Raw genomic sequence first — 18,619 nt, 5'->3', positions numbered from 1 at the left:
ATGTCCGCCCGCCAGGTGGCGTTCGAGGTGACCGCCGATCAGGCGGAGTCGCTCGAGGCGGTGCTCGAGGCGGCCGGGGCCGAGGCGATCACCTGGGCCGAGGCACCGGGCAGCGCGGCGGTGCTTGAACCGCCGCCGGGCGAGACCCGGCTCTGGGACTGGCTGCGGGTGGAGGCACTGTTCCCCGCGGACAGCGATGTCGATGCGGTGCGCGCGGCGCTGGCCGAGGCCCTCGGCGGGGATCCGTCGGGCTGGCGCACCGCCGAGATCGCCGATCAGGCCTGGGAGCGCGCCTGGCTCGAGCACTTCCAGCCGCAGTGCTTTGGCGGGAGACTCTGGGTGGTGCCCGGCGGGCTCGAGCCGCCGGTGCCCGAAGCGGTCAATATCCGGCTCGATCCGGGGCTGGCGTTCGGGACAGGCACGCACCCGAGCACCGCCCTGTGCCTGGAGGCACTGGCCGCCGATCCGCCGTTGGACGAGACGGTGATCGACTATGGCTGTGGATCGGGGCTGCTGGCCATTGCCGCGCTGCGTCTGGGCGCCCGGCGGGTGGTGGCGGTGGATAATGATCCGCAGGCGCTGACGGCCACCCGGGACAACGCCCGGCGCAACGGGGTGGAGGATCGGCTTGAGGTGCTCGGGCCGGCGGCGGCGCTGCCGGTGGCGGACCGTGTGCTGGCCAATATCCTGGCGGGTATTCTGCAGTCGCTGGCGCCACGGCTGATCGATGCGCTGGCTGTGGGGAGCCGGCTGACGCTGGCCGGACTGCTTGAAACCCAGGCCGATGCGGTGCGCGCCGCGTATGAGCCGGCCTGTCATTTCGAGCCGGTGATACGGGCCGATGAATGGGCGCGGCTGGATGGTCGGCGGCGAGCGGTTTAATGGTGGGGGTGTTGCCGTTATGATTTCGGGTTTTCCGCGAAGGATTCATGCCATGGAAGACGAATCCGCCCCCGGGGGCGCCAGCGTCGGCCCGATCCGTGCCTGTGTGCATGAGACGGTGACGGCGTATTTCCGCGACCTCGATGGCCAGGCCAGTCACGATCTCCACCGCATGGTGATCGAGCAGGCCGAGGCGCCCCTGCTGGAGGTGGTCATGCGCGAGTGCGGCGGCAACCAGACCCGCGCCGCCGACGCCCTCGGCATCAACCGCGGAACGCTGCGCAAAAAGCTCCGCCATTACGGCCTCGAAGACTGACCACCACGGAGTCCCGCCATGTCCGCCGCCGCCACCCCGCTGCCCATCCGCCGTGCCCTGATCAGCGTCTCCGACAAGACGGGGATTGAGCCGCTGGCGCGTTGCCTGGCCGACAGCGGGGTCGAGATCCTGTCCACCGGCGGTACCGCCACGCTGCTGCAGGACGCCGGGATCGATGTGGTGGAGGTCGGCGAGTACACCGGCTTCCCGGAAATCATGGCGGGTCGGGTGAAGACCCTGCACCCGCGCATTCATGGCGGGCTGTTGGGCCGACGGGGCGAAGACGAGGCCGTGATGGCCGAGCAGTCCATCCCGCCCATCGACCTGCTGGTGGTCAACCTCTACGCCTTCGAGCAGGCCGTGGCGCGGCCCGACTGTTCGCTGGAGGCGGCCATCGAGCATATCGATATCGGCGGCCCGGCGATGCTCCGGGCGGCGGCCAAGAATCATGCCGGCGTCGGCGTGGTGACGGCGCCGGCGCAGTACCCGGCGGTCATCGAGGCAGTGGCGGCGCAGGGCGGCCTCGACGCCGCGCAGCGTTACGAGCTGGCGGTGGCGGCGTTCAATCATGTGGCGCGCTACGACGCGGCCATCAGCGATTACCTGTCGGCCCGCGACGCCGACGGCCAGGTATCGGCCTTTCCCGGCCAGCTCAACCGCCACTGGGAGAAGGCCGCGGAGCTGCGCTATGGCGAGAACCCGCATCAGCCGGCCGCGTTCTATCGCGATCCCCTGGCCCGACCGGGCAGCTTCGCCGACTACCAGCAGCGCCAGGGCAAGGCGCTGTCGTACAACAACCTGGCCGACGGCGATGCCGCCTGGGCCTGCGTGGCGGCGTTCGACGCGCCCGCCTGCGTGATCGTCAAGCACGCCAACCCCTGCGGTGTGGCGGTGGCGGCCGAGCCGACGGCGGCCTATGAGGCGGCGTTCGCCACCGATCCCACCTCGGCGTTCGGCGGCATCATCGCCTTCAATCGACCGCTCGATGCGGCCACCGCCCGGACCATCGTCGAGCGTCAGTTCGTCGAGGTCATCCTGGCGCCGGCGGTCAGTGACGAGGCGCTGATGGTGACCGCCGCCAAGACCAATGTGCGCGTGCTGGAAGTGCCGGGAGGGCCGGTGGCCGCATCGGAATGGCGCCTGCAGCCGGTGGGCGGCGGGTTGCTCGTGCAGGCCCAGGACCGCGCCCTGACGGCCGAGTCGGGCCTGCGCTGCGTGACCCGCGAGCCGGTGAGCGAGGCGCTGGCCGAGGAACTGGACTTTGTCTGGCGGGTGGCGAAGTTCGTCAAGTCGAATGCCATCGTCTATGGCCGCGCGGGCCGCACCCTGGGGATCGGAGCCGGTCAGATGAGCCGGGTCGACAGTGCCCGGATCGGCGTCAGCAAAGCCGCCGAGGCGGGCCTAGACCTGACCGGCTCGGTGCTGGCCTCGGATGCGTTCTTTCCATTCCGCGACGGCATTGATCAGGCCGCCGCGGCGGGCGTCCGCGCGATCATCCAGCCGGGAGGCTCGCGCCGCGATGACGAGGTCATCGCCGCCGCCGACGAACACGGCATCGCCATGCTGCTGACGGGCATGCGCCATTTCCGCCACTGACCGACCATGGGGAGCAGTCCGATGAACATCCTGGTCGTGGGCAATGGGGGGCGCGAGCATGCGCTGGCCTGGCGCCTGGCACAGTCACCGCGCTGCGGCCACGTCTACGTGGCGCCCGGCAACCCCGGCACCGCCCGTGAGCCGGGGGTGAGCAACCTCGCGGTGGGCGTCGACGATATCCCGGCGCTTGTCGAGCAGGCCCGGGAACGGGCCGTGGAGATGACCGTGATCGGGCCCGAGGCACCGCTTGCCGCCGGCATCGTGGATGCCTTCGAGCAGGCGGGGCTGGCCTGTCTGGGCCCCGGGCAGGCGGCGGCCGAGCTGGAGGCCTCGAAGGCGTTCGCCAAGGCGTTCTTTGCCCGTCACGGCATTCCCAGCGCGGCCTACGCGACCTTCGAGCAGCTCGAGCCGGCCCTGGCCTATATCCGCGAGCGCGGCGCGCCGCTGGTGATCAAGGCCGATGGCCTGGCAGCCGGCAAGGGCGTGACCATTGCTCACGACATCGACACCGCGGTCGAGGCGGCCACATCCATGCTGGGCGGGGCATTCGGCGCGGCCAGCGAGCGCATCGTGGTCGAGGACTTCCTGACCGGTGAGGAAGCCAGCTTCATCGCCCTGGTGGACGGTGAAACGGTTCTGCCGCTGGCGAGCTCCCAGGATCACAAGGCCCGCGACGCCGGCGACCAGGGCCCCAACACCGGTGGCATGGGCGCTTACTCACCGGCGCCGGTGGTCACGGACGCGGTCCATGCGCGGATTCTTGAATCGGTGATCCGGCCCACGGTGCGTGGCCTGGTGGCCGAAGGGCGTGGCTACCGGGGATTCCTCTACGCCGGCCTGATGATCGACGCCCGGGGCGAGCCGCGGGTCCTTGAATTCAACGTCAGGTTGGGCGACCCCGAGACCCAGCCGATTCTCATGCGCCTGGCGAGCGACCCGGTGACGCTGTTCGAGGCCGCGCTGAACGGTCGGCTCGACGCCGGGGCCGTGCAGTGGGATCCGCGGCCCTGTCTGGGGGTGGTGCTGGCGGCGGCGGGCTATCCGGGCGCCTATGCCAAGGGCGATGTCATCGAAGGGCTTGGCGATGCCGACGGCGACGGCCGCAAGGTGTTTCATGCCGGGACCGCGACCAACGCCCGCGACGAGGTGGTCACCGCCGGTGGCCGGGTGGTGTGCGCCTGTGCCCTGGGAGACGACATCCTGGCCGCGCAGCAGGCCGCCTATGACCTGGCGGAGACCGTGCACTGGCCGGGCCGTTTCATGCGCGCGGACATCGGTTTCCGCGCGGTCAACGCACAGCTGCAGGCGGAGTCGTCATGACGCTGGCCTACTGGATGGTGCTGGTCGCGATCTTCATGCCGTTCGTGTTCGCCGGTCTGGCAAAGTCCCGGGGCCGGTTCGACAACGCCCGCCCGCGGGAGTGGCTGGCGGGCCTGAGTGGCTGGCGCCAGCGGGCACACTGGGCGCAGTTGAACACCTTCGAGGCATTCCCGCCGTTTGCCGCGGCCGTCATCATCGCCCATCAGCTGGGGGGTGCGCAGGGCTGGATTGATGCCGTGGCGGTACTGTTCGTGGTGCTGCGGCTGGGTTATGGGGCGGCCTATATCGCCGATCGGCCCACCCTGCGCAGCCTCCTCTGGACCGGAGCGTTCGCCTGCGTGCCGGGGCTGTTCGCGGTGGCGGCGCTGACTACCGGCTAGGTCCGTGGGGGCGCGTGGCCAGAAAGATGACCACGCCGGCCATGACCGCGCTGGCTGACAGGCGGGCATAGAGCGGCTCGACGCTGATCCACATCCACCCCCAGCTGAGCGCCACCAGCACCAGTGCGGTGATCTTGGCCCGGGGCCGGATCGCGCGGTGATCCCGCCAGTCCCGCAGCAGCGGGCCAAAACGCGGGTGGCTGTAAAGCCAGGCATGCAGCGCCGGCGAGCTGCGCGAAGCGCACATGGCCGCGAGGAGCAGAAACGGCGTGGTCGGCAGCAGCGGCAGCACCGCGCCGACGCTGCCGAGGCCGATGAAAAACAGCGCCAGCATCAGCCATCCGCGGCGTACCAGCCGTCTGCGCAGGGTCTCGGGCCCTGTTGAGCCGTTGTTCCCGTCGTGCTTCAAATCAATCCTCCGCCGACCCTGCACCTGACTGACACAGATCAACCCGGCCGTGTCGCACAACGCCTATGATGACATGAAACACTGCATCGGGAGCGGCGCGTCCATGGCCGACAATCTTCTTCTCGACCGGGCCCTGCTGCGTCGCTATGACGTGACCGGGCCCCGGTACACTTCCTATCCGACCGCCGCCCAGTTCACCGAGGACTTCGACGCCGCGCGTTACCGCGACCATGTCAGCTGGAGCAATGGTGATCCCATCCCCCGGCCGCTGTCGCTCTACGTGCATGTGCCGTTCTGCCGCACGGTGTGCTTCTACTGCGCCTGCAACAAGGTGATCACCGCCAACTACCGGCGGGCCCAGGACTATCTGGCCCGGCTGATCGAGGAGCTGGACCTGCAGGCGGCGCTGTTCGCCGACGACCGTCCCGTGGAGCAGCTGCACCTGGGCGGTGGTACCCCGACCTATCTGAGTGACGACGATCTGGCGACACTGATCGACGCCATCGCCGAGCGCTTTCCCCTGGCGGCGCCGGAGCGGCGCGAGTTTTCCATTGAGGTGGACCCACGCACGGTGGACCGCCAGCGCATCCGCCACCTTGCCGCGCTGGGCTTCAATCGCCTGAGCCTGGGGGTGCAGGATTTCGATGACGACGTGCAGAAGGCGATCAATCGCATCCAGGGCGTTCAGGCCACGGCCGACATCGTTGAGGAGGCTCGCGCCCAGGGCTTTCGCTCCATCAATCTGGATCTGATGTACGGCCTGCCGCTGCAGACGCCCGAGCGCCTGTCGCGGACCCTGGACGCGGTGATGACCATGCGCCCCGACCGCATCGCCCTGTACAACTATGCGCACATGCCGCAGATGTTCCGCATCCAGCGCCAGATCCCCGACGCCACCCTGCCCGCGGCGGAAATGAAGCTCACCCTGCTGATCGAAGCCATGCAGCGCCTCGCCGGCGAGGGCTATCAGTACATCGGCATGGATCATTTCGCGCTGCCCGGCGATGAACTGGCCGAGGCGGCCGATAACGGCACCCTGCACCGCAACTTCCAGGGTTATGCCACCCGCCCCGATCTGGATCTGATCGGCCTGGGGGCCTCATCCATTGGCCAGATCGGGGATGCCTTCATGCAGAATCATCGTGACCCCGAGGGCCATGCGGCCGCGGTCCGCGCCGGCGAGCTGCCGATCTGGCGGGGCGTGGCCATGGACGACGACGACCGCCTGCGCCGCGATGTGATCCAGGCGGTGATGTGCCGGGGGCGGGTCGACTACGCGGCGATTGAGGCGCGTCATGGGATCGATTTTGCCGACTACTTCGGCGATGCCCTCGCGGCCCTCTCGCCGCTGGTGGATGACGGCCTGCTCACGCTGGCGCCCGGCGCGCTCGAGGTCACGCCGCGGGGGCGGTTTTTCCTGCGCAACGTGGCGATGCCGTTCGACGCCTACCTGGCAGCGGCCGGCGGCGAACGGCGCTTCTCCCGCGTGATCTAGTCGACGCCCATGGCCGTGGGGGCCAGCACCTCGACGTTGACCCGGAGGGTGCCGGCGGTCTCGGCCTCGAGTTCAAGGCTGAAGCGCTCGCCCTCGGTGAGGGCCTCGTCAATGCCCATCATCATCACGTGCCGGCCGCCGGGTTCAAAGGTCACGCTGCCCTCAGCGGGCACGCGCACCCGGGGCGTGTGGACCATGCGGCTGTTGCCGCCTTCCTCGATGGTGCGATGCAGTTCGGCGCGGCCGGCGCGCTCGGTGTGCACGCCGATCAGGGTGTCACTGCGCCGGCTGTCATTGCGGATTTCAAGGTAGACGGCGCCCTTGGAAAAACCCGGTGGCGTCGCCCGGGCCCAGGCGTCTTCAATGATCAGCTCGGCCTGCGCGGCGCCCGCCAGGGCGGTGCCGATCAGGGCGGTGGCCAACCCGGTGAGTCGGTGAAGGGCGGTGCGGTGCATGCTCGGCTCCTGTCAGGCAAGGGGTTGCGGGGTATCGCCGGCGCGCAGCGTCAGCATGGGCCAGCCGTTGGCCCGGGCCGCGGCTGCCAGCACCGGGTCGGGATCGATGGCCACCGGCTGGTCCACCACTTCGAGCAGCGGCAGGTCGTTGCGCGAGTCGCTGTAGAAGTGGAGCGTGTCGAAGCGCTGCTCCTGCTCGTCCAGCCACGCCCGAAGCGCCTCGATCTTGCCCGCCTGGAAGGTCGGGATGCCGGCGGGCCGGCCGGTGTAACCCGCCGGGCCGCGCTCGGGCTCAGTGGCCAGCAGCACCGGAATATCGAACAGCGCCGCGATCGGGGCGGTGACGAAGCGGTTGGTGGCGGTGATGATCATCAGCGCATGGCCGCGCCGGCGATGGTCGTCGACCAGTTCACAGGCGGCGGGCAGGATCCGGGGGCGGATGTGGCGCTCGATGAACGCGTCCCGCCAGTCCATCAGGCGGGATTCGGGGTGATCAGCGAGCGGTCGCAGGGCGAACTGCAGAAAGGCCTCGATGTCGAGCTCGCCGGCCTCGTAGTCGCGCATGAACTGCCGGTTTTGGGCGTCGAACTCGTCGCGCTGGACCGCACCCTGCTCAATCAGATGCTGGCCCCAGAGGTAATCGCTGTCGCCTTCAAGGAGGGTGTTGTCCAGGTCGAAAATCGCCAGCTGCACGCTTTAATCCCGTTGTCGCATTGCCGCTTGATTCTGCGGTGTGGAAGAATAAGCCGCAACAGGATTCTTGATTTGGTGAAGTAGGTGATTGATTCAAAAGGGTTTCGTCCAAATGTCGGGATGATTCTGGCCAACGGCGCCGGCGAGCTGCTGTGGGCGCGCCGCGTGGGCCAGAACGCCTGGCAGTTCCCCCAGGGCGGGATCCAGCGTAATGAAAGCCCCGAGGCGGCCCTGTACCGCGAACTCAACGAAGAGGTGGGGCTGACGCCGGCGGATGTCGCCGTACTTGGGTCGACGCGGGGCTGGTTGCACTATCGCTTGCCCCGGCACCTCATCCGTCGCCGTCAGCGGCCGACCTGCATTGGCCAGAAACAGGTCTGGTTCCTGCTGCAGCTGCGCTCGGCGGACACCCGGGTGCGGCTCGACGCCAGCCCCGACCCGGAGTTTGATCGCTGGGACTGGGTGTCCTACTGGTATCCGCTGGAGGCCATCGTGTCGTTCAAGCGCGATGTCTATGCCCGGGCGCTCGACGAGCTCGCCCCCCTGTTATTCCCCGAGGGCCCGCCGGCGCGGCCCGCTGATGCCGGTTGCGGGCAGCCGCCGGCCATTCCCCGACCCGGCCAGGGGCGCTAGCCGGCGTGCTGGAAACGCTCCACCGCATTGTCCAGGCGGTCAATGCCGCGGGCGATTTCCGTCAGGCGCTGGAGATCATTGTCGAGCGTGTGGCCGAGGCCACCGGTGGCGATGTCTGCTCGGTCTATCTGCTCGAGGGCGATGGCGGGCATCTTCGCCTGATGGCCACCCGCGGCCTGAATGTGGATGCCGTGGGCCAGGTGCGCCTGCCGGTGAGCGAGGGGCTGGTGGGACTGGTGGCCGAGCGCGAGGAGTCCATCAACCTCAACGATGCCGATCGGCATCCGCGGTTCCGGTATTTTCCCGAGACCGGCGAGGAGCGCTTCCACTCCTTTCTGGGCGTCCCGATCATCCACTATCAGTCACGGCTGGGCGTGCTGGTGGTCCAGCGCCAGGCCCGTGACCGCTTCAGCGATGCCGAAGTCGCGTTTCTGGTCACCATGGCGGCGCAGCTCGCCGGTGTCATGGCCCACGCCCGGGTGCGCGGCGAACTGACCGACCCGGGGGACGCCGATGACGGTCATCCGCTGGGGCTCGATGGCATTGCCGGGGCGAGCGGCCTGGGGATTGGCGAGGGGCATGTCATGACCGTCCCCGCCAGCCTCGACAGCATTCCGGATCGACGCATCCGCCATGTCGAGGCCGAGGAGAGCGCCTTTGGCCGGGCGCTGGAGGCGGCCCGGGCCGACCTTCGCGGGCTGGCGGCCCGTATGCAGGGACAGGTGCCGGCGGCCGAGCAGCAGCTTTTTGACGTGTATCTGCAGATGCTCGACGGCGACAGCCTGCGTGAGCGCATCGTCGCGCATATCCATGCCGGCCATTGGGCGCCGTTCGCCGTGCGCCTGACCATCGCCGAGCATGCACGCCGCTTTGAGGCCATGGATGATGCCTATCTGCGCGAGCGCGCCAGTGATCTGCGCGATGTCGGGCAGCGGTTGCTGAGCCGGTTGCTGAGCGTCGGCGAAGAGGATCAGCCACTGCCCGACCGGGTCATCCTGGTGGGTGAGGAGGTGAGCGCGTCGCAGCTGGTGGAGATCCCCCGGGACAGGCTGGCGGGCGTGGTCAGCGCCGGCGGATCGGCCAACTCGCACATCGCGATCCTGGCCCGGGCCCTGGGGGTGCCGGCGGTGATGGGCGTGCGCGAGCTGCCGGTGCACGGCCTGCACGGCCGTGCGCTGATCGTCGATGGCTACCGCGGCCGGGTCGAGGTGGATCCCGCGCCGGCGCTGCGTGATGAGTACCAGCGCCTGGCCGTGGAGGAGGAGGCGATGACCGCCGGGCTGGCGGACATTGCCGGTGAGCCGGCGGTGACGCCGGATGGCCATTCCATCAGCCTGACCGTGAATACCGGGCTCGCCGCCGAGATCGAGCGGGCGCTGGAGGTGGGTTGTGCGGGCGTCGGCCTGCATCGTACCGAGTTTCCGTTCATGGTCAGTCCGCGGTTTCCTGGCGAGGATGAGCAGATCGAGCGCTATCGCGAGGTGCTCGAGGCGTTCGCCCCCTTGCCGGTGACCCTGCGCACGCTGGACGTCGGCGGGGACAAGCCGTTGCCCTACTTCCCCAGTCACGATGAAAACCCGTTTCTGGGCTGGCGCGGCGTGCGCATGACCCTCGATCATCCGGAGATCTTCCTGACCCAGTTACGGGCCATGCTGCGGGCCTCGGTGGGCCTCGACAACCTGCGGGTGATGTTCCCGATGGTGAGCCGCGTCGAGGAGGCCGAGCGGGCCGCGGCACTGCTGCGCCGCGCCCATGCCGAGCTGGCTGAAGAGGGGGTGGTGACCGCGATCCCGGCCATCGGCGCCATGGTCGAGGTGCCGGCGGCGGTCTATCAGGCCGAGAGCCTGGCGCGACGGCTCGATTTTCTGTCCATTGGCAGCAACGACCTGGCGCAGTACCTGCTGGCGGTCGATCGCAACAACAGCCGGGTGGCATCGATCTACGACGAGTTGCACCCGGCGGTGCTGCGGGCGGTGGCATCGGTGGGCGAGGTCGGGCAGCGCCTGGGCAAACCGGTGTCGCTGTGCGGAAGCATGGCCGGCGAGCCCGCGATCGCGCCGCTTTTGATGGCGATGGGGCTGGAGAGCCTGTCGATGAGCAGTGGCCGCATCCTGCGGGTCAAGCGCGTGATCCGGACCATTCCCTATTCGGCCGCGCAGGCCCTGCTTGAAGCCGTACTGGCCTGCGAGACCCCCGGCGAGGTGCGGCGGTTGGTGAACGCCGAGATGGACCGCTACGGCTTGGGGGGACTGATCCGGGCCGGCTGGTAACCGTCAGCCCGGGCGACGCACCCGCACGATGACGTCGACGCCCTCGATGGTCTTGCCAGGGGGCGGCGTCGGCAGGCCATCCACCGCCACGCGGTTGTGGGGGATGTCTTCCATCTCACCGGTTTCCTCGTCGAGGAAGTGGTGGTGCGGGTCGACCTTGGTGTCAAAGTAGATGCGGCGCGGGTCGGCGAGGATCTCGCGCAGCAGCCCGGCTTCGGTGAACTGGTGCAGGGTGTTGTACACCGTCGTCTGGGAGAGCCGCATGCCGGCCTCAATGGCCTCGGCATACAGCTCTTCGGCGGTGATGTGGCGCTCGCCCTGACCGAAAATGAGCCCGGCCAGCCCCATGCGCTGACGGGTCGCCCGCAGGCCGGCGCCCTGCAGCAGGTCGCGCACGTAATCATCATGTTGGCGGGAGAACAGCGCAGACGTCATTACAGACACCATTGTGGACTTGATCAGTACTCTATAAGGGTAGCATGGAATGCCGGCCGCGCCACAGCCATCAGGCGCTGGCGCTCAGGCCCAGGGCTTGAGCTCGACCAGCAGGACCACGGCGATCAGCACCAGCACGGGCAATTCGTTGAATACACGATACCAGCGGTGACTGCGGGTGTTGCGATCCTCGGCAAAGGCCCGCAGCAGTCGACCGCAGTACAGATGATAGCCGATCAGCCCCACCACCAGCAGTATCTTGACATGCAGCCAGCCCTGTTCCAGCCAGAACGGCTGGACCACGATCAGTGCCACGCCGAGTCCCACGGCCACCACCGCGCTGGGGTTCATGATGCCACGGTAGAGCTTGCGCTCCATGACACGGAAGCGCTCGCGGCCGGGTTCATCCTCGGTCATGGCGTGATAGACGAACAGCCGCGGCAGATAGAACAGCGCCGCGAACCAGGTCACCACGGCAATGATGTGAAAGGACTTGATCCACAACGCGGTCATGCCGACTGTCGCTCCGCGAGCATTGGCTCGAGTTGTTCGCGCAGTCCCTCGAAGTCGATCGGGCCAATGCGCTGCCAGACCACGCCCCCGTCGGGGTCGATGAGTACCGTGGTGGGCGTCACGCGGACCTGGTTGAAGGCATTGGCGATGCGGCCGCCGTTATCCAGAACGATGTCATAGGGCAGGCCGCGGCGCTCGACCAGCGCCCGCACCTGATCGCGCGGATCGTAGTCCATCGCCACGCCCAGGATGGTCAGGCCCTCGTCCCCCAGGTCGTGGTGCAGCTCCACCACTTCGGGCATTTCCTGGATGCAGGTCGGGCAGGTGGTGGCCCAGAACACCAGCATGACCGCCTCGCCGCGGTGCTCCGCCAGCGCGGTCTGCGCGCCGTCGAGGCGCTCGAGTTGAACATTGGGGGCCGGCTCGCGCGTCGGCGGGGCAAACCAGACATAGCCCACCAGGCCGACGATGACCAGGGCCAGTACACCCACTAACCATTCTTTTCGCACGGCACACCTCATTGCAGGTTGATGACCGTCAGTATAGCAACTGTCCGACCCGGAACATCAGTCCAGATAGGCGTCATGAATGGCCTGGCGGGTGACGATGCCGATCCACTCGCGGGCACCCCCGCTCGCCGGCCGGGTAACCAGCAGTGCCGCATCACCCGCCCCGCGCAGCCGCTCGAAGGCATCCCGCAGGCTGGCCTTTTCATCGATGGGCAGCAGCGCGACGGCGTCGGCGAACGGGGGCTGGCCGGCCTGCTGGTGGGCGCGCAGTGTATCAATGCGACAGGCCCTGTCGGGCAGGGCCCCTTCATCGGGGGCGGCCAACACCCACTCGGTGGTGTCGGCCAGCACGGGCAGTTGCTCACAGTGCGGGTTGACCAGCTGGAGGATGCCGAGCCGGCTGGCCGCCTGCAGCAGCGGATTCTGACGGGGGTCGAGGCCGCGTTCGCCGAGTTCGAGGTGGTAGACCGAGTCGGTCCGGAACACCTCGCGGGCGCTGAGGGTGGCCGCCGCGATGGCGAGCATGCCGGGCATGATGATGCCGGGATTGGCGGTCAGCTCGAGCATGGCGGTGAGGGCCGCCAGCGGGGCGCGCAGTGTCGCCCCCATCATCGCGCCCATACCGAGCAGCGCGTACAGGGCGGGACCGCCCAGCGGCAGCGGGATCAGTGACTCGGCCAGCAGACCCACCGCGCCACCGGCGGCGGCGCCCATCACCAGGGTGGGGCCGATCAGGCCGCCGGGCACGCCAAGACCGATGATGGCGGCGGTGGCCAGCAACTTGGCGCCGGCCAGCCCCACCAGCAGGGCAACGCCCAGTTCGCCGGCGAATGTCGCGGCGATGGTGTCATAGCCAATGCCCATCACCTGCGGATAGGCGAGGCCGATGAGACCGACGATCAGTCCGCCCACCAGCGCCCGTGGCACGACCGGCCAGTGACCGAGCCAGCGGCTGCTGTGGCGCAGGGTGCGGATGAACGCGGCCGCCAGTCCCCCGAGCAGCAGGCCGAGGCCCATGACCAGCGGCAGCTCGTGGAGTCCCTGGATGCTCAGTGCGGGGATGGTGAAGACGATCCCGGCGCCGAACACCAGGTGGGCCAGCGCAGTGGCGGTGACCCCGGCAATGATCACCGGCAGAAACCCGGCGATGGTGTACTCCATGACCACCACCTCCATGGCGAAGGCGACGCCGGCGAGCGGGGTGTTGAACGAGGCGCCGATGGCGGCGGCCGTGCCGCAGGCCACCAGGGTGCGCAGGCTGTTATGCGGCAGGCCCAGGCGTTGTCCGATCTGGCTGCCGGTGGTGGCGCCCAGGTGCACGCTCGGCCCCTCGCGGCCCACCGAATGGCCGCTGGCGATGGCAAGGGCGGCGGTCACGAACTGGTGAATGGCGTTGCGCAGCGGCAGCAGGGCCTCGTGGTAGGCGGTTCGCTCGATGACAAAGCCGATGCCGGTGCGCGGGTCGCGGTGGGCGATGTGGCGCATGTAAAGGCCGATCACGGTCGCGCCGGCAATCGGCAGCAGCAGGCGCTGCCAGGCGGGCAGCCCCTCGTAATCGCCAAGCTGGCCGCCGGGCAGCAGCCCGTGCTGGGCGGATTCGTAGAGCAGTCGAAAGGCGATGACCACGGCCGCCGTCAGTGCCCCGGTGATGACCCCCAGAACGGCCATGACAACCGGCGCACGGCCGATGGACAGGCGGTATTTCTGGCGCTGTGTCGGGATTGTCTGCACTGAATGGCTCACCATCGGCGCCCGGCGGGCGTGTCTGGCATCATACAGACTGTATGGGAACAGCTCAGGGGACGATGATGACCATTAGCGCCGCGATCGTGGGTGGAACAGGCTATACCGGGGTCGAGCTGCTGCGCCTTCTGGCCGGGCATCCGCAGGTATCGCTCGAGGTGATCACCTCGCGGGCCCAGGCCGGTCAACCGGTGAGCGCCGTCTACCCGAACCTGCGCGGGCATGTCGACCTGGCATTTTTCCCGCCCGATCCGGCGGTGCTGGCGGGTTGCGACGTGGTGTTCTTCGCCACGCCCAACGGCACCGCCATGGAAATGGCCCCGGCGCTGGTGGAGCAGGGGGTTCGGGTGATTGATCTGGGCGCCGATTTCCGGATCCGCGACCTCGGCGTCTGGTCGCACTGGTACGGCATGGACCACGCCTGCCCGGCGCTGGCCGCGGAAGCGGTCTACGGGCTGCCCGAGTATGGTCGCGAGGCGATCCGCCAGGCGCGCCTTGTGGCCAACCCCGGCTGCTATCCCACCGCCGTGCAGCTGGGGTTCCTGCCCCTGCTCGAGGGGGGGCTGGTGGCCACCGACACGCTTATCGCCGATGCCAAGTCCGGCGCCAGCGGCGCAGGGCGTGTGCCCAAGTCGCATACCCTGCTGTGCGAGGCCGGCGAAAACTTTCATGCCTACGGCGCCTCGGGGCATCGCCATCTGCCGGAAATCCGCCAGGGGCTGGAGCGGGCCGCCGCGCAGCCGGTGGGGCTGACCTTCGTCCCGCATCTGGTGCCGATGATCCGCGGTATTCACGCCACCCTCTATGGCCGCCTGCGCGATCCGGCGGTGGATCTGCAGGCCGTCTATGAACAGCGCTTTGCCGACGAACCTTTCGTGGACGTGCTGCCGCCCGGCAGCCACCCCGAGACCCGCAGCGTACGGGGCAGCAACATGGTGCGCATCGCCGTGCATCGGCCCGAGGGCGGCGACATGGCGCTGGTGCTGGCGGTGGAGGACAACCTGGTCAAGGGCGCCGCGGGGCAGGCCGTCCAGAACATGAACCTGATGCTGGGGCTGCCCGAAACACTGGGACTGCAGGGCATCAGTGTTCTGCCGTAGTGACGATTGACGGGGTATTGGACAGGCAGGAGAATCATCGACGTGATGATCAACAGGAGTCAGGGTCATGAGTGAAGTGGCGGAGCAGGAAGAACTGCTGGTGTTTACCGATAACGCCGCGACGAAGGTGCGACAGCTCCTCGACGAGGAACAGAACGACGACCTCAAGCTCCGGGTGTACATCACGGGTGGCGGTTGCTCGGGTTTTCAGTACGGGTTCATGTTCGATGAATCCGAAGAGGCCGGTGACGCGATGATCGAGAACGGCGGCGTGAAGCTGCTGGTCGATCCCATGAGCAGCGCCTATCTGGAAGGCGCCGAGATCGATTATGTCGAGGGCATCGAGGGCGCCCAGTTCGTGATCCGCAATCCGAATGCCAGCACCACCTGCGGCTGCGGGTCGTCCTTTGGGGTCTGAGGACGCTCAGGCCGGATAGATCCCGCCCAGAACAGTGGGTCGCCGCGCGCCGGTGATCGCCGTCAGGTCCACCGGCTCGCCAAGCAGCGTGGCGCGGCCCAGCCAGGCAAAGCCCAGCGCTTCGACCTGAAGCGCGGGGATACCCAGCTCATCGCTGGTCTTGAGGGGGCGCTCGCCGCCCAGCCGATGGTCGAGCGCCCGGCACAGGGCGGTGTTGGCCGCCCCGCCCCCGGTGATGACGACATCCCGCGGCCCGCCACCCCAGCGCTCGACGGCGGCAGCGATGGTCTCGGCGGTCAGTGCAAGCAGGGTCGCCTGCCGGTCGACGGGTTGGGCCGGCTGCCCGGCATGGGCGTCCAGCCAGTGCGGGTCAAAGGTGCTGACGTCGAGGCTCTTTGGCGGCGGGCGCTGGAAGTAGGGATCGGCCAGCAGCCGGGCCAGAAACGCTGAGTCCACCTGGCCCGATGCGGCCCATGCGCCGTCACGATCAAAGGCCGAATCCAGGTATCGTCGCGCGCCGGCGTCCATCAGTGCATTGCCGGGACCGGTGTCGAATCCCGCCTCGGCGCGTCCGCCGGCCGCGAGTACCGACAGGTTCGCCACGCCCCCGACATTGACCACGCAGCGGCGCTGCTCCCCGCCCAACAGGGCCGCATGAAAAACCGGCGCTAACGGGGCGCCGACCCCGCCGGCCGCCAGGTCGCGCTGGCGAAAGTCCGCCACCACGGGCAGACCGGTCGCCTCGGCGAGCCGGCTGGGGTCGCCGGCCTGACAGGTGACGGGCGGATCGGCCAGGGGGGCATGCCACAGGGTCTGACCGTGCAGGGCGATGGCGCTGACCTCGCGGCGGGTGCTGCCAGTGGCATGGAGCAGAGACTCCACCGCGGCGGCATAGACGCCGGCCAGCCGGGCGTCGAGCGCCAGCAGATGGGCCAGCGGGCTGTCGGCATTGATGTTGCGCAGGGCCGTCGCCAGCTCAGCGCTGTAAGGCGAGTGGACATGTCCGCACGGCCGGGGGTGGCCGCTGGCATCAAAGTCGGCCATCACCGCATCGACACCGTCCAGACTCGTGCCGGACATCAGGCCGATCATGCGCATGGGGTTGCGCTCAGTCGCCGGCTTGGGCGACGCGGGTGGGGCTCAGCCCGTCGAGTTTGGCGACCAGCGGGGCGGCTTGGCGCTCGAAGTCGTCGCGATAGCGCTCAGCGATGGGCTTGGCCTCGGGCAGATCCACCGTGCGGGGATTGCGGTGCGTCCCGTCGACGCGGAATTCGTAGTGCAGGTGCGGGCCAGTGGACAGGCCGGTGCTGCCGACATAACCGATGATCTCGCCCTGCTTGACGCGATCGCCCACCGAGTGGCCATTGGCGAAGCGGCGCATATGCGCATACAGCGTGGTGTAGCGCGTTCCGTGCTTGAGCACCACGGTATTGCCGTAACCCCCTTTGCGGCCGCGCTCGATGACTTTGCCATCGCCGGCCGCCTTGATCGGTGTCCCGGGCGGAGCGGCGTAATCGGTGCCGCGATGCGGGCGCTTGGTGCCATAGACCGGGTGGACGCGGTCGGGGTTGAACTCCGAACTCACACGCGTGAAGTCGGTGGGTGTGCGCAGGAAGGCCTTGCGCATACTGCGCCCGTCCGGGGCGTAGTAGTTGCTCTCGCCTTCCGGCGTCTCGTAGCGCAGGGCGCGGAAGCGCTCGCCGCGATTGACGAATTCAGCCGCCAGGATCTGGCCGTTACGCACCTTCTGACCATCGCGGTACAAGGTTTCATAGACCACGGCGAACGAGTCATTGCGGCGCAGGTCCAGGGCAAAGTCGATGTCCCAGCCAAAGATGCCGGCGAGCTGCATGATCAGGCGATCGCTCAGCCCGGCTTCGATGCCGGCGTTGTACAGCGAACTGGCGATGCGGCCTTCCGCCTCCGCGGTGCGTCGTTCGAGCTCGACCGTCTCAACGCGGGGTTGCCAGTCACCCGTGGCATCCCGGGTCATGTGCAGGGTCCGCGTCGGGCTCATTGCATAACGAAGGCCCACCAGGCGCTCGTTGTCGCTGACCTGCAGATACAGCTCGTCGCCGGGAAACAGCCGGGTCAGTTGGCTGGCGGGATCGCCGGCGTTGACCACGTCATGGACGTCGCGGGCGCTGAGCCCGGCCCGCTTGAACAGCGCGGCGAGGTTATCGCCGTTACGCACTGTCTCGACACTCCACTCGGCGACGGGTGTCTCCGCCGACTCATCCGCGGCACTCGCCACCGGTCGGGTATTGGCCACCCGGTCCATCAGCGTATCGGCGTCGGGCAGGGAGGCGGTGCTGCGGGTTGGCGCCGCCGTCGTCGGCACGCCGGGCGCGTCGGGCAGCGCCAGCGCCCGCGAGGCCTGCGCCTGTTCCGGGGGATTGGAGGACGGGGCGATGAGGGCCGCGGCGATCAGCGCCGAGCCCGTTACCAGCAATCCCGTTTTCAGCCGTCTGTCCATGAGCCGGAACAATAGCCCCGGCCCGAATCCGGGTCAATTAGGATAGAATCGCGCGCCACGGCCATTGGGAATGACAACGGGAGAACAGCATGGGCGAGGTGGACGCCGCACTGGAGGCGCTCTGGCGAGGGGCCGATGAGATCATTCGCGAGGACGAGCTGCGCGAGCGACTGGCGAGCGGCCGGCCGCTGCGCATCAAGGCCGGCTTCGACCCCACGGCGCCGGATCTTCATCTGGGGCATACGGTGCTCATCAATAAGCTCCGTCAGTTCCAGGACCTGGGGCATCAGGTGGTGTTCCTGATCGGCGATTTCACCGGACGCATCGGCGATCCCAGCGGCCGCAGCGCCACCCGCCAGCCGCTTACCGGCGATGATGTCGTGCGTAATGCCGAGACTTACCGCGAGCAGATCTTCCGCATCCTCGATCCCGACCGGACCGAGGTCGTGTTCAACTCCACCTGGATGGGCGAGATGAGCGCCACCGACATGATCGAGCTGTCAGCCCGGTACACCGTCGCGCGCATGCTCGAGCGCGATGACTTTCACAAGCGCTATCAGGCCAACCAGTCCATCGCCATCCATGAATTCATGTACCCGCTGATCCAGGGTTACGACTCGGTGGCGCTGCGCGCGGATGTCGAGCTTGGTGGCACCGACCAGAAATTCAATCTGCTGGTGGGTCGGGATCTGCAGCGCGAGTACGGTCAGCCGCCGCAGGTGCTGATCACCACCCCGGTGCTGGAGGGGCTGGACGGGGTGCAGAAGATGTCGAAATCGCTCGGCAACTTCATCGGGATCCGCGAGCCGGCGGACGAGATGTTCGGCAAGCTCATGTCGATTTCGGACACGCTGATGTGGCGCTACTTCGAACTGCTGAGCTTTCGGCCGCTCGCGGACATCGAGCGCCTGCGCCGCGAAGTGGAGGTGGGTGCCAATCCGCGCGACGTGAAAGTCCAGCTGGCCGATGAACTGGT

Annotated in this window: 20 protein-coding genes (1 of these 20 only partly in view); 11 read left to right on the top strand and 9 right to left on the bottom strand. The window is 68.3% G+C overall.

Features of this window, described 5'->3' with window-relative positions; all coding sequences use genetic code 11:
- Genes prmA through BBH56_RS07870 form a run of 5 tightly spaced genes read left to right on the top strand, consistent with a single transcriptional unit; the run spans position 1 to position 4,494 of the window.
- The gene (prmA, locus tag BBH56_RS07890) at positions 1 to 882 is read left to right on the top strand and encodes a 50S ribosomal protein L11 methyltransferase (RefSeq protein WP_148122476.1); all 882 of its coding nucleotides are present in this window, start codon (positions 1 to 3) and stop codon (positions 880 to 882) included.
- 52 nt (positions 883 to 934) lie between these two features.
- Positions 935 to 1,198 carry a helix-turn-helix domain-containing protein gene (locus tag BBH56_RS07885; protein ID WP_069134347.1) on the top strand — a complete coding sequence of 88 codons (264 nt, stop codon included), beginning with the start codon at positions 935 to 937 and terminating at the stop codon, positions 1,196 to 1,198.
- Between the two features lie 18 nt (positions 1,199 to 1,216).
- A complete protein-coding gene (purH, locus tag BBH56_RS07880) occupies positions 1,217 to 2,794 on the top strand; it encodes a bifunctional phosphoribosylaminoimidazolecarboxamide formyltransferase/IMP cyclohydrolase (RefSeq protein WP_148122475.1) in 1,578 nt (525 codons plus the stop codon).
- Positions 2,795 to 2,815: 21 nt separating this feature from the next.
- Complete coding sequence (purD, locus tag BBH56_RS07875) at positions 2,816 to 4,114, top strand: phosphoribosylamine--glycine ligase (protein WP_148122474.1); 1,299 nt, start codon at positions 2,816 to 2,818, stop codon at positions 4,112 to 4,114.
- A complete protein-coding gene (locus BBH56_RS07870; protein WP_148122473.1) occupies positions 4,111 to 4,494 on the top strand; it encodes an MAPEG family protein in 384 nt (127 codons plus the stop codon). Before purD ends, BBH56_RS07870 begins: the two co-directional genes overlap by 4 nt.
- Here the strand turns inward: BBH56_RS07870 and BBH56_RS07865 are convergent.
- Complete coding sequence (locus BBH56_RS07865) at positions 4,484 to 4,903, bottom strand: YbaN family protein (RefSeq protein ID WP_198515208.1); 420 nt, start codon at positions 4,901 to 4,903, stop codon at positions 4,484 to 4,486. The genes BBH56_RS07870 and BBH56_RS07865 overlap by 11 nt on opposite strands.
- Positions 4,904 to 5,006: 103 nt before the next feature.
- Between BBH56_RS07865 and hemN the strand changes: the two genes are divergently transcribed.
- Positions 5,007 to 6,398 (top strand): oxygen-independent coproporphyrinogen III oxidase, encoded by a 1,392-nt coding sequence (gene hemN, locus BBH56_RS07860; protein ID WP_148122472.1) that lies wholly within the window; start codon positions 5,007 to 5,009, stop codon positions 6,396 to 6,398.
- Here the strand turns inward: hemN and BBH56_RS07855 are convergent.
- Together BBH56_RS07855 and BBH56_RS07850 are read right to left on the bottom strand one after the other, a co-directional pair.
- A complete protein-coding gene (locus BBH56_RS07855) occupies positions 6,395 to 6,853 on the bottom strand; it encodes a copper chaperone PCu(A)C (protein WP_148122471.1) in 459 nt (152 codons plus the stop codon). The genes hemN and BBH56_RS07855 overlap by 4 nt on opposite strands.
- Positions 6,854 to 6,865: 12 nt before the next feature.
- Positions 6,866 to 7,546 carry a histidinol-phosphatase gene (locus BBH56_RS07850; protein WP_148122470.1) on the bottom strand — a complete coding sequence of 227 codons (681 nt, stop codon included), beginning with the start codon at positions 7,544 to 7,546 and terminating at the stop codon, positions 6,866 to 6,868.
- An 84-nt stretch (positions 7,547 to 7,630) separates the two neighbouring features.
- Between BBH56_RS07850 and BBH56_RS07845 the strand changes: the two genes are divergently transcribed.
- The gene (locus tag BBH56_RS07845; protein WP_069134341.1) at positions 7,631 to 8,179 is read left to right on the top strand and encodes an RNA pyrophosphohydrolase; all 549 of its coding nucleotides are present in this window, start codon (positions 7,631 to 7,633) and stop codon (positions 8,177 to 8,179) included.
- 5 nt (positions 8,180 to 8,184) lie between these two features.
- Positions 8,185 to 10,449 (top strand): phosphoenolpyruvate--protein phosphotransferase, encoded by a 2,265-nt coding sequence (ptsP, locus tag BBH56_RS07840; protein WP_148122469.1) that lies wholly within the window; start codon positions 8,185 to 8,187, stop codon positions 10,447 to 10,449.
- 3 nt (positions 10,450 to 10,452) lie between these two features.
- On the opposite strand, the gene irrA is transcribed toward ptsP, so the two are convergent.
- The 4 genes from irrA to BBH56_RS07820 form a co-directional block, all read right to left on the bottom strand.
- Positions 10,453 to 10,884 carry an iron response transcriptional regulator IrrA gene (gene irrA, locus BBH56_RS07835; RefSeq protein ID WP_083217713.1) on the bottom strand — a complete coding sequence of 144 codons (432 nt, stop codon included), beginning with the start codon at positions 10,882 to 10,884 and terminating at the stop codon, positions 10,453 to 10,455.
- An 84-nt stretch (positions 10,885 to 10,968) separates the two neighbouring features.
- Positions 10,969 to 11,397 (bottom strand): protoporphyrinogen oxidase HemJ, encoded by a 429-nt coding sequence (hemJ, locus tag BBH56_RS07830; protein WP_144346756.1) that lies wholly within the window; start codon positions 11,395 to 11,397, stop codon positions 10,969 to 10,971.
- Positions 11,394 to 11,906 carry a TlpA family protein disulfide reductase gene (locus BBH56_RS07825; RefSeq protein WP_157809129.1) on the bottom strand — a complete coding sequence of 171 codons (513 nt, stop codon included), beginning with the start codon at positions 11,904 to 11,906 and terminating at the stop codon, positions 11,394 to 11,396. The genes hemJ and BBH56_RS07825 overlap by 4 nt, the downstream gene beginning before the upstream one ends.
- Positions 11,907 to 11,963: 57 nt before the next feature.
- Positions 11,964 to 13,637 (bottom strand): chloride channel protein, encoded by a 1,674-nt coding sequence (locus BBH56_RS07820; RefSeq protein ID WP_157809128.1) that lies wholly within the window; start codon positions 13,635 to 13,637, stop codon positions 11,964 to 11,966.
- Positions 13,638 to 13,714: 77 nt separating this feature from the next.
- On the opposite strand from BBH56_RS07820, the gene argC reads away from it, so the two are divergent.
- Together argC and erpA are read left to right on the top strand one after the other, a co-directional pair.
- The gene (gene argC, locus BBH56_RS07815; protein ID WP_148122776.1) at positions 13,715 to 14,749 is read left to right on the top strand and encodes an N-acetyl-gamma-glutamyl-phosphate reductase; all 1,035 of its coding nucleotides are present in this window, start codon (positions 13,715 to 13,717) and stop codon (positions 14,747 to 14,749) included.
- A 67-nt stretch (positions 14,750 to 14,816) separates the two neighbouring features.
- A complete protein-coding gene (gene erpA, locus BBH56_RS07810; RefSeq protein ID WP_069134335.1) occupies positions 14,817 to 15,167 on the top strand; it encodes an iron-sulfur cluster insertion protein ErpA in 351 nt (116 codons plus the stop codon).
- A 6-nt stretch (positions 15,168 to 15,173) separates the two neighbouring features.
- Here the strand turns inward: erpA and BBH56_RS07805 are convergent, their stop codons facing one another.
- Together BBH56_RS07805 and BBH56_RS07800 are read right to left on the bottom strand one after the other, a co-directional pair.
- Positions 15,174 to 16,265 (bottom strand): anhydro-N-acetylmuramic acid kinase, encoded by a 1,092-nt coding sequence (locus tag BBH56_RS07805; RefSeq protein WP_148122466.1) that lies wholly within the window; start codon positions 16,263 to 16,265, stop codon positions 15,174 to 15,176.
- A gap of 10 nt (positions 16,266 to 16,275) precedes the next feature.
- Positions 16,276 to 17,643, bottom strand: a complete 1,368-nt coding sequence (locus BBH56_RS07800; protein WP_148122465.1) for an OapA family protein — start codon at positions 17,641 to 17,643, stop codon at positions 16,276 to 16,278.
- A gap of 89 nt (positions 17,644 to 17,732) precedes the next feature.
- Here BBH56_RS07800 and tyrS point away from each other — a divergent pair, with 89 nt between their 5' ends.
- A protein-coding gene (tyrS, locus tag BBH56_RS07795) for a tyrosine--tRNA ligase (protein ID WP_148122464.1) crosses the window boundary here: on the top strand, positions 17,733 to 18,619 show its 5' portion. 319 nt of this gene lie beyond the right edge of the window; the window shows 887 of its 1,206 coding nt (coding positions 1–887); its start codon is at positions 17,733 to 17,735; its stop codon lies beyond the right edge, outside the window.

The sequence above is a fragment of the Spiribacter roseus genome, assembly GCF_002813635.1.
GTDB classification, from domain to species: Bacteria; Pseudomonadota; Gammaproteobacteria; order Nitrococcales; family Nitrococcaceae; genus Spiribacter; species Spiribacter roseus.
The sequence above is the reverse complement of the archived record's forward strand: the minus strand, read 5'-3'. Positions and strand labels throughout refer to the sequence as shown.

Coding starts and splice junctions, on each gene's coding strand:
- BBH56_RS07885 (WP_069134347.1), top strand. CDS start 935: ATGGAAGACGAATCCGCCCCCGGGGGCGCCAGCGTCGGCCCGATCCGT.
- hemJ (WP_144346756.1), bottom strand. CDS start 11,397: ATGACCGCGTTGTGGATCAAGTCCTTTCACATCATTGCCGTGGTGACC.
- hemN (WP_148122472.1), top strand. CDS start 5,007: ATGGCCGACAATCTTCTTCTCGACCGGGCCCTGCTGCGTCGCTATGAC.
- argC (WP_148122776.1), top strand. CDS start 13,715: ATGACCATTAGCGCCGCGATCGTGGGTGGAACAGGCTATACCGGGGTC.
- BBH56_RS07800 (WP_148122465.1), bottom strand. CDS start 17,643: ATGGACAGACGGCTGAAAACGGGATTGCTGGTAACGGGCTCGGCGCTG.
- prmA (WP_148122476.1), top strand. CDS start 1: ATGTCCGCCCGCCAGGTGGCGTTCGAGGTGACCGCCGATCAGGCGGAG.
- irrA (WP_083217713.1), bottom strand. CDS start 10,884: ATGACGTCTGCGCTGTTCTCCCGCCAACATGATGATTACGTGCGCGAC.
- erpA (WP_069134335.1), top strand. CDS start 14,817: ATGAGTGAAGTGGCGGAGCAGGAAGAACTGCTGGTGTTTACCGATAAC.
- BBH56_RS07805 (WP_148122466.1), bottom strand. CDS start 16,265: ATGCGCATGATCGGCCTGATGTCCGGCACGAGTCTGGACGGTGTCGAT.
- purH (WP_148122475.1), top strand. CDS start 1,217: ATGTCCGCCGCCGCCACCCCGCTGCCCATCCGCCGTGCCCTGATCAGC.
- BBH56_RS07855 (WP_148122471.1), bottom strand. CDS start 6,853: ATGCACCGCACCGCCCTTCACCGACTCACCGGGTTGGCCACCGCCCTG.
- BBH56_RS07870 (WP_148122473.1), top strand. CDS start 4,111: ATGACGCTGGCCTACTGGATGGTGCTGGTCGCGATCTTCATGCCGTTC.
- purD (WP_148122474.1), top strand. CDS start 2,816: ATGAACATCCTGGTCGTGGGCAATGGGGGGCGCGAGCATGCGCTGGCC.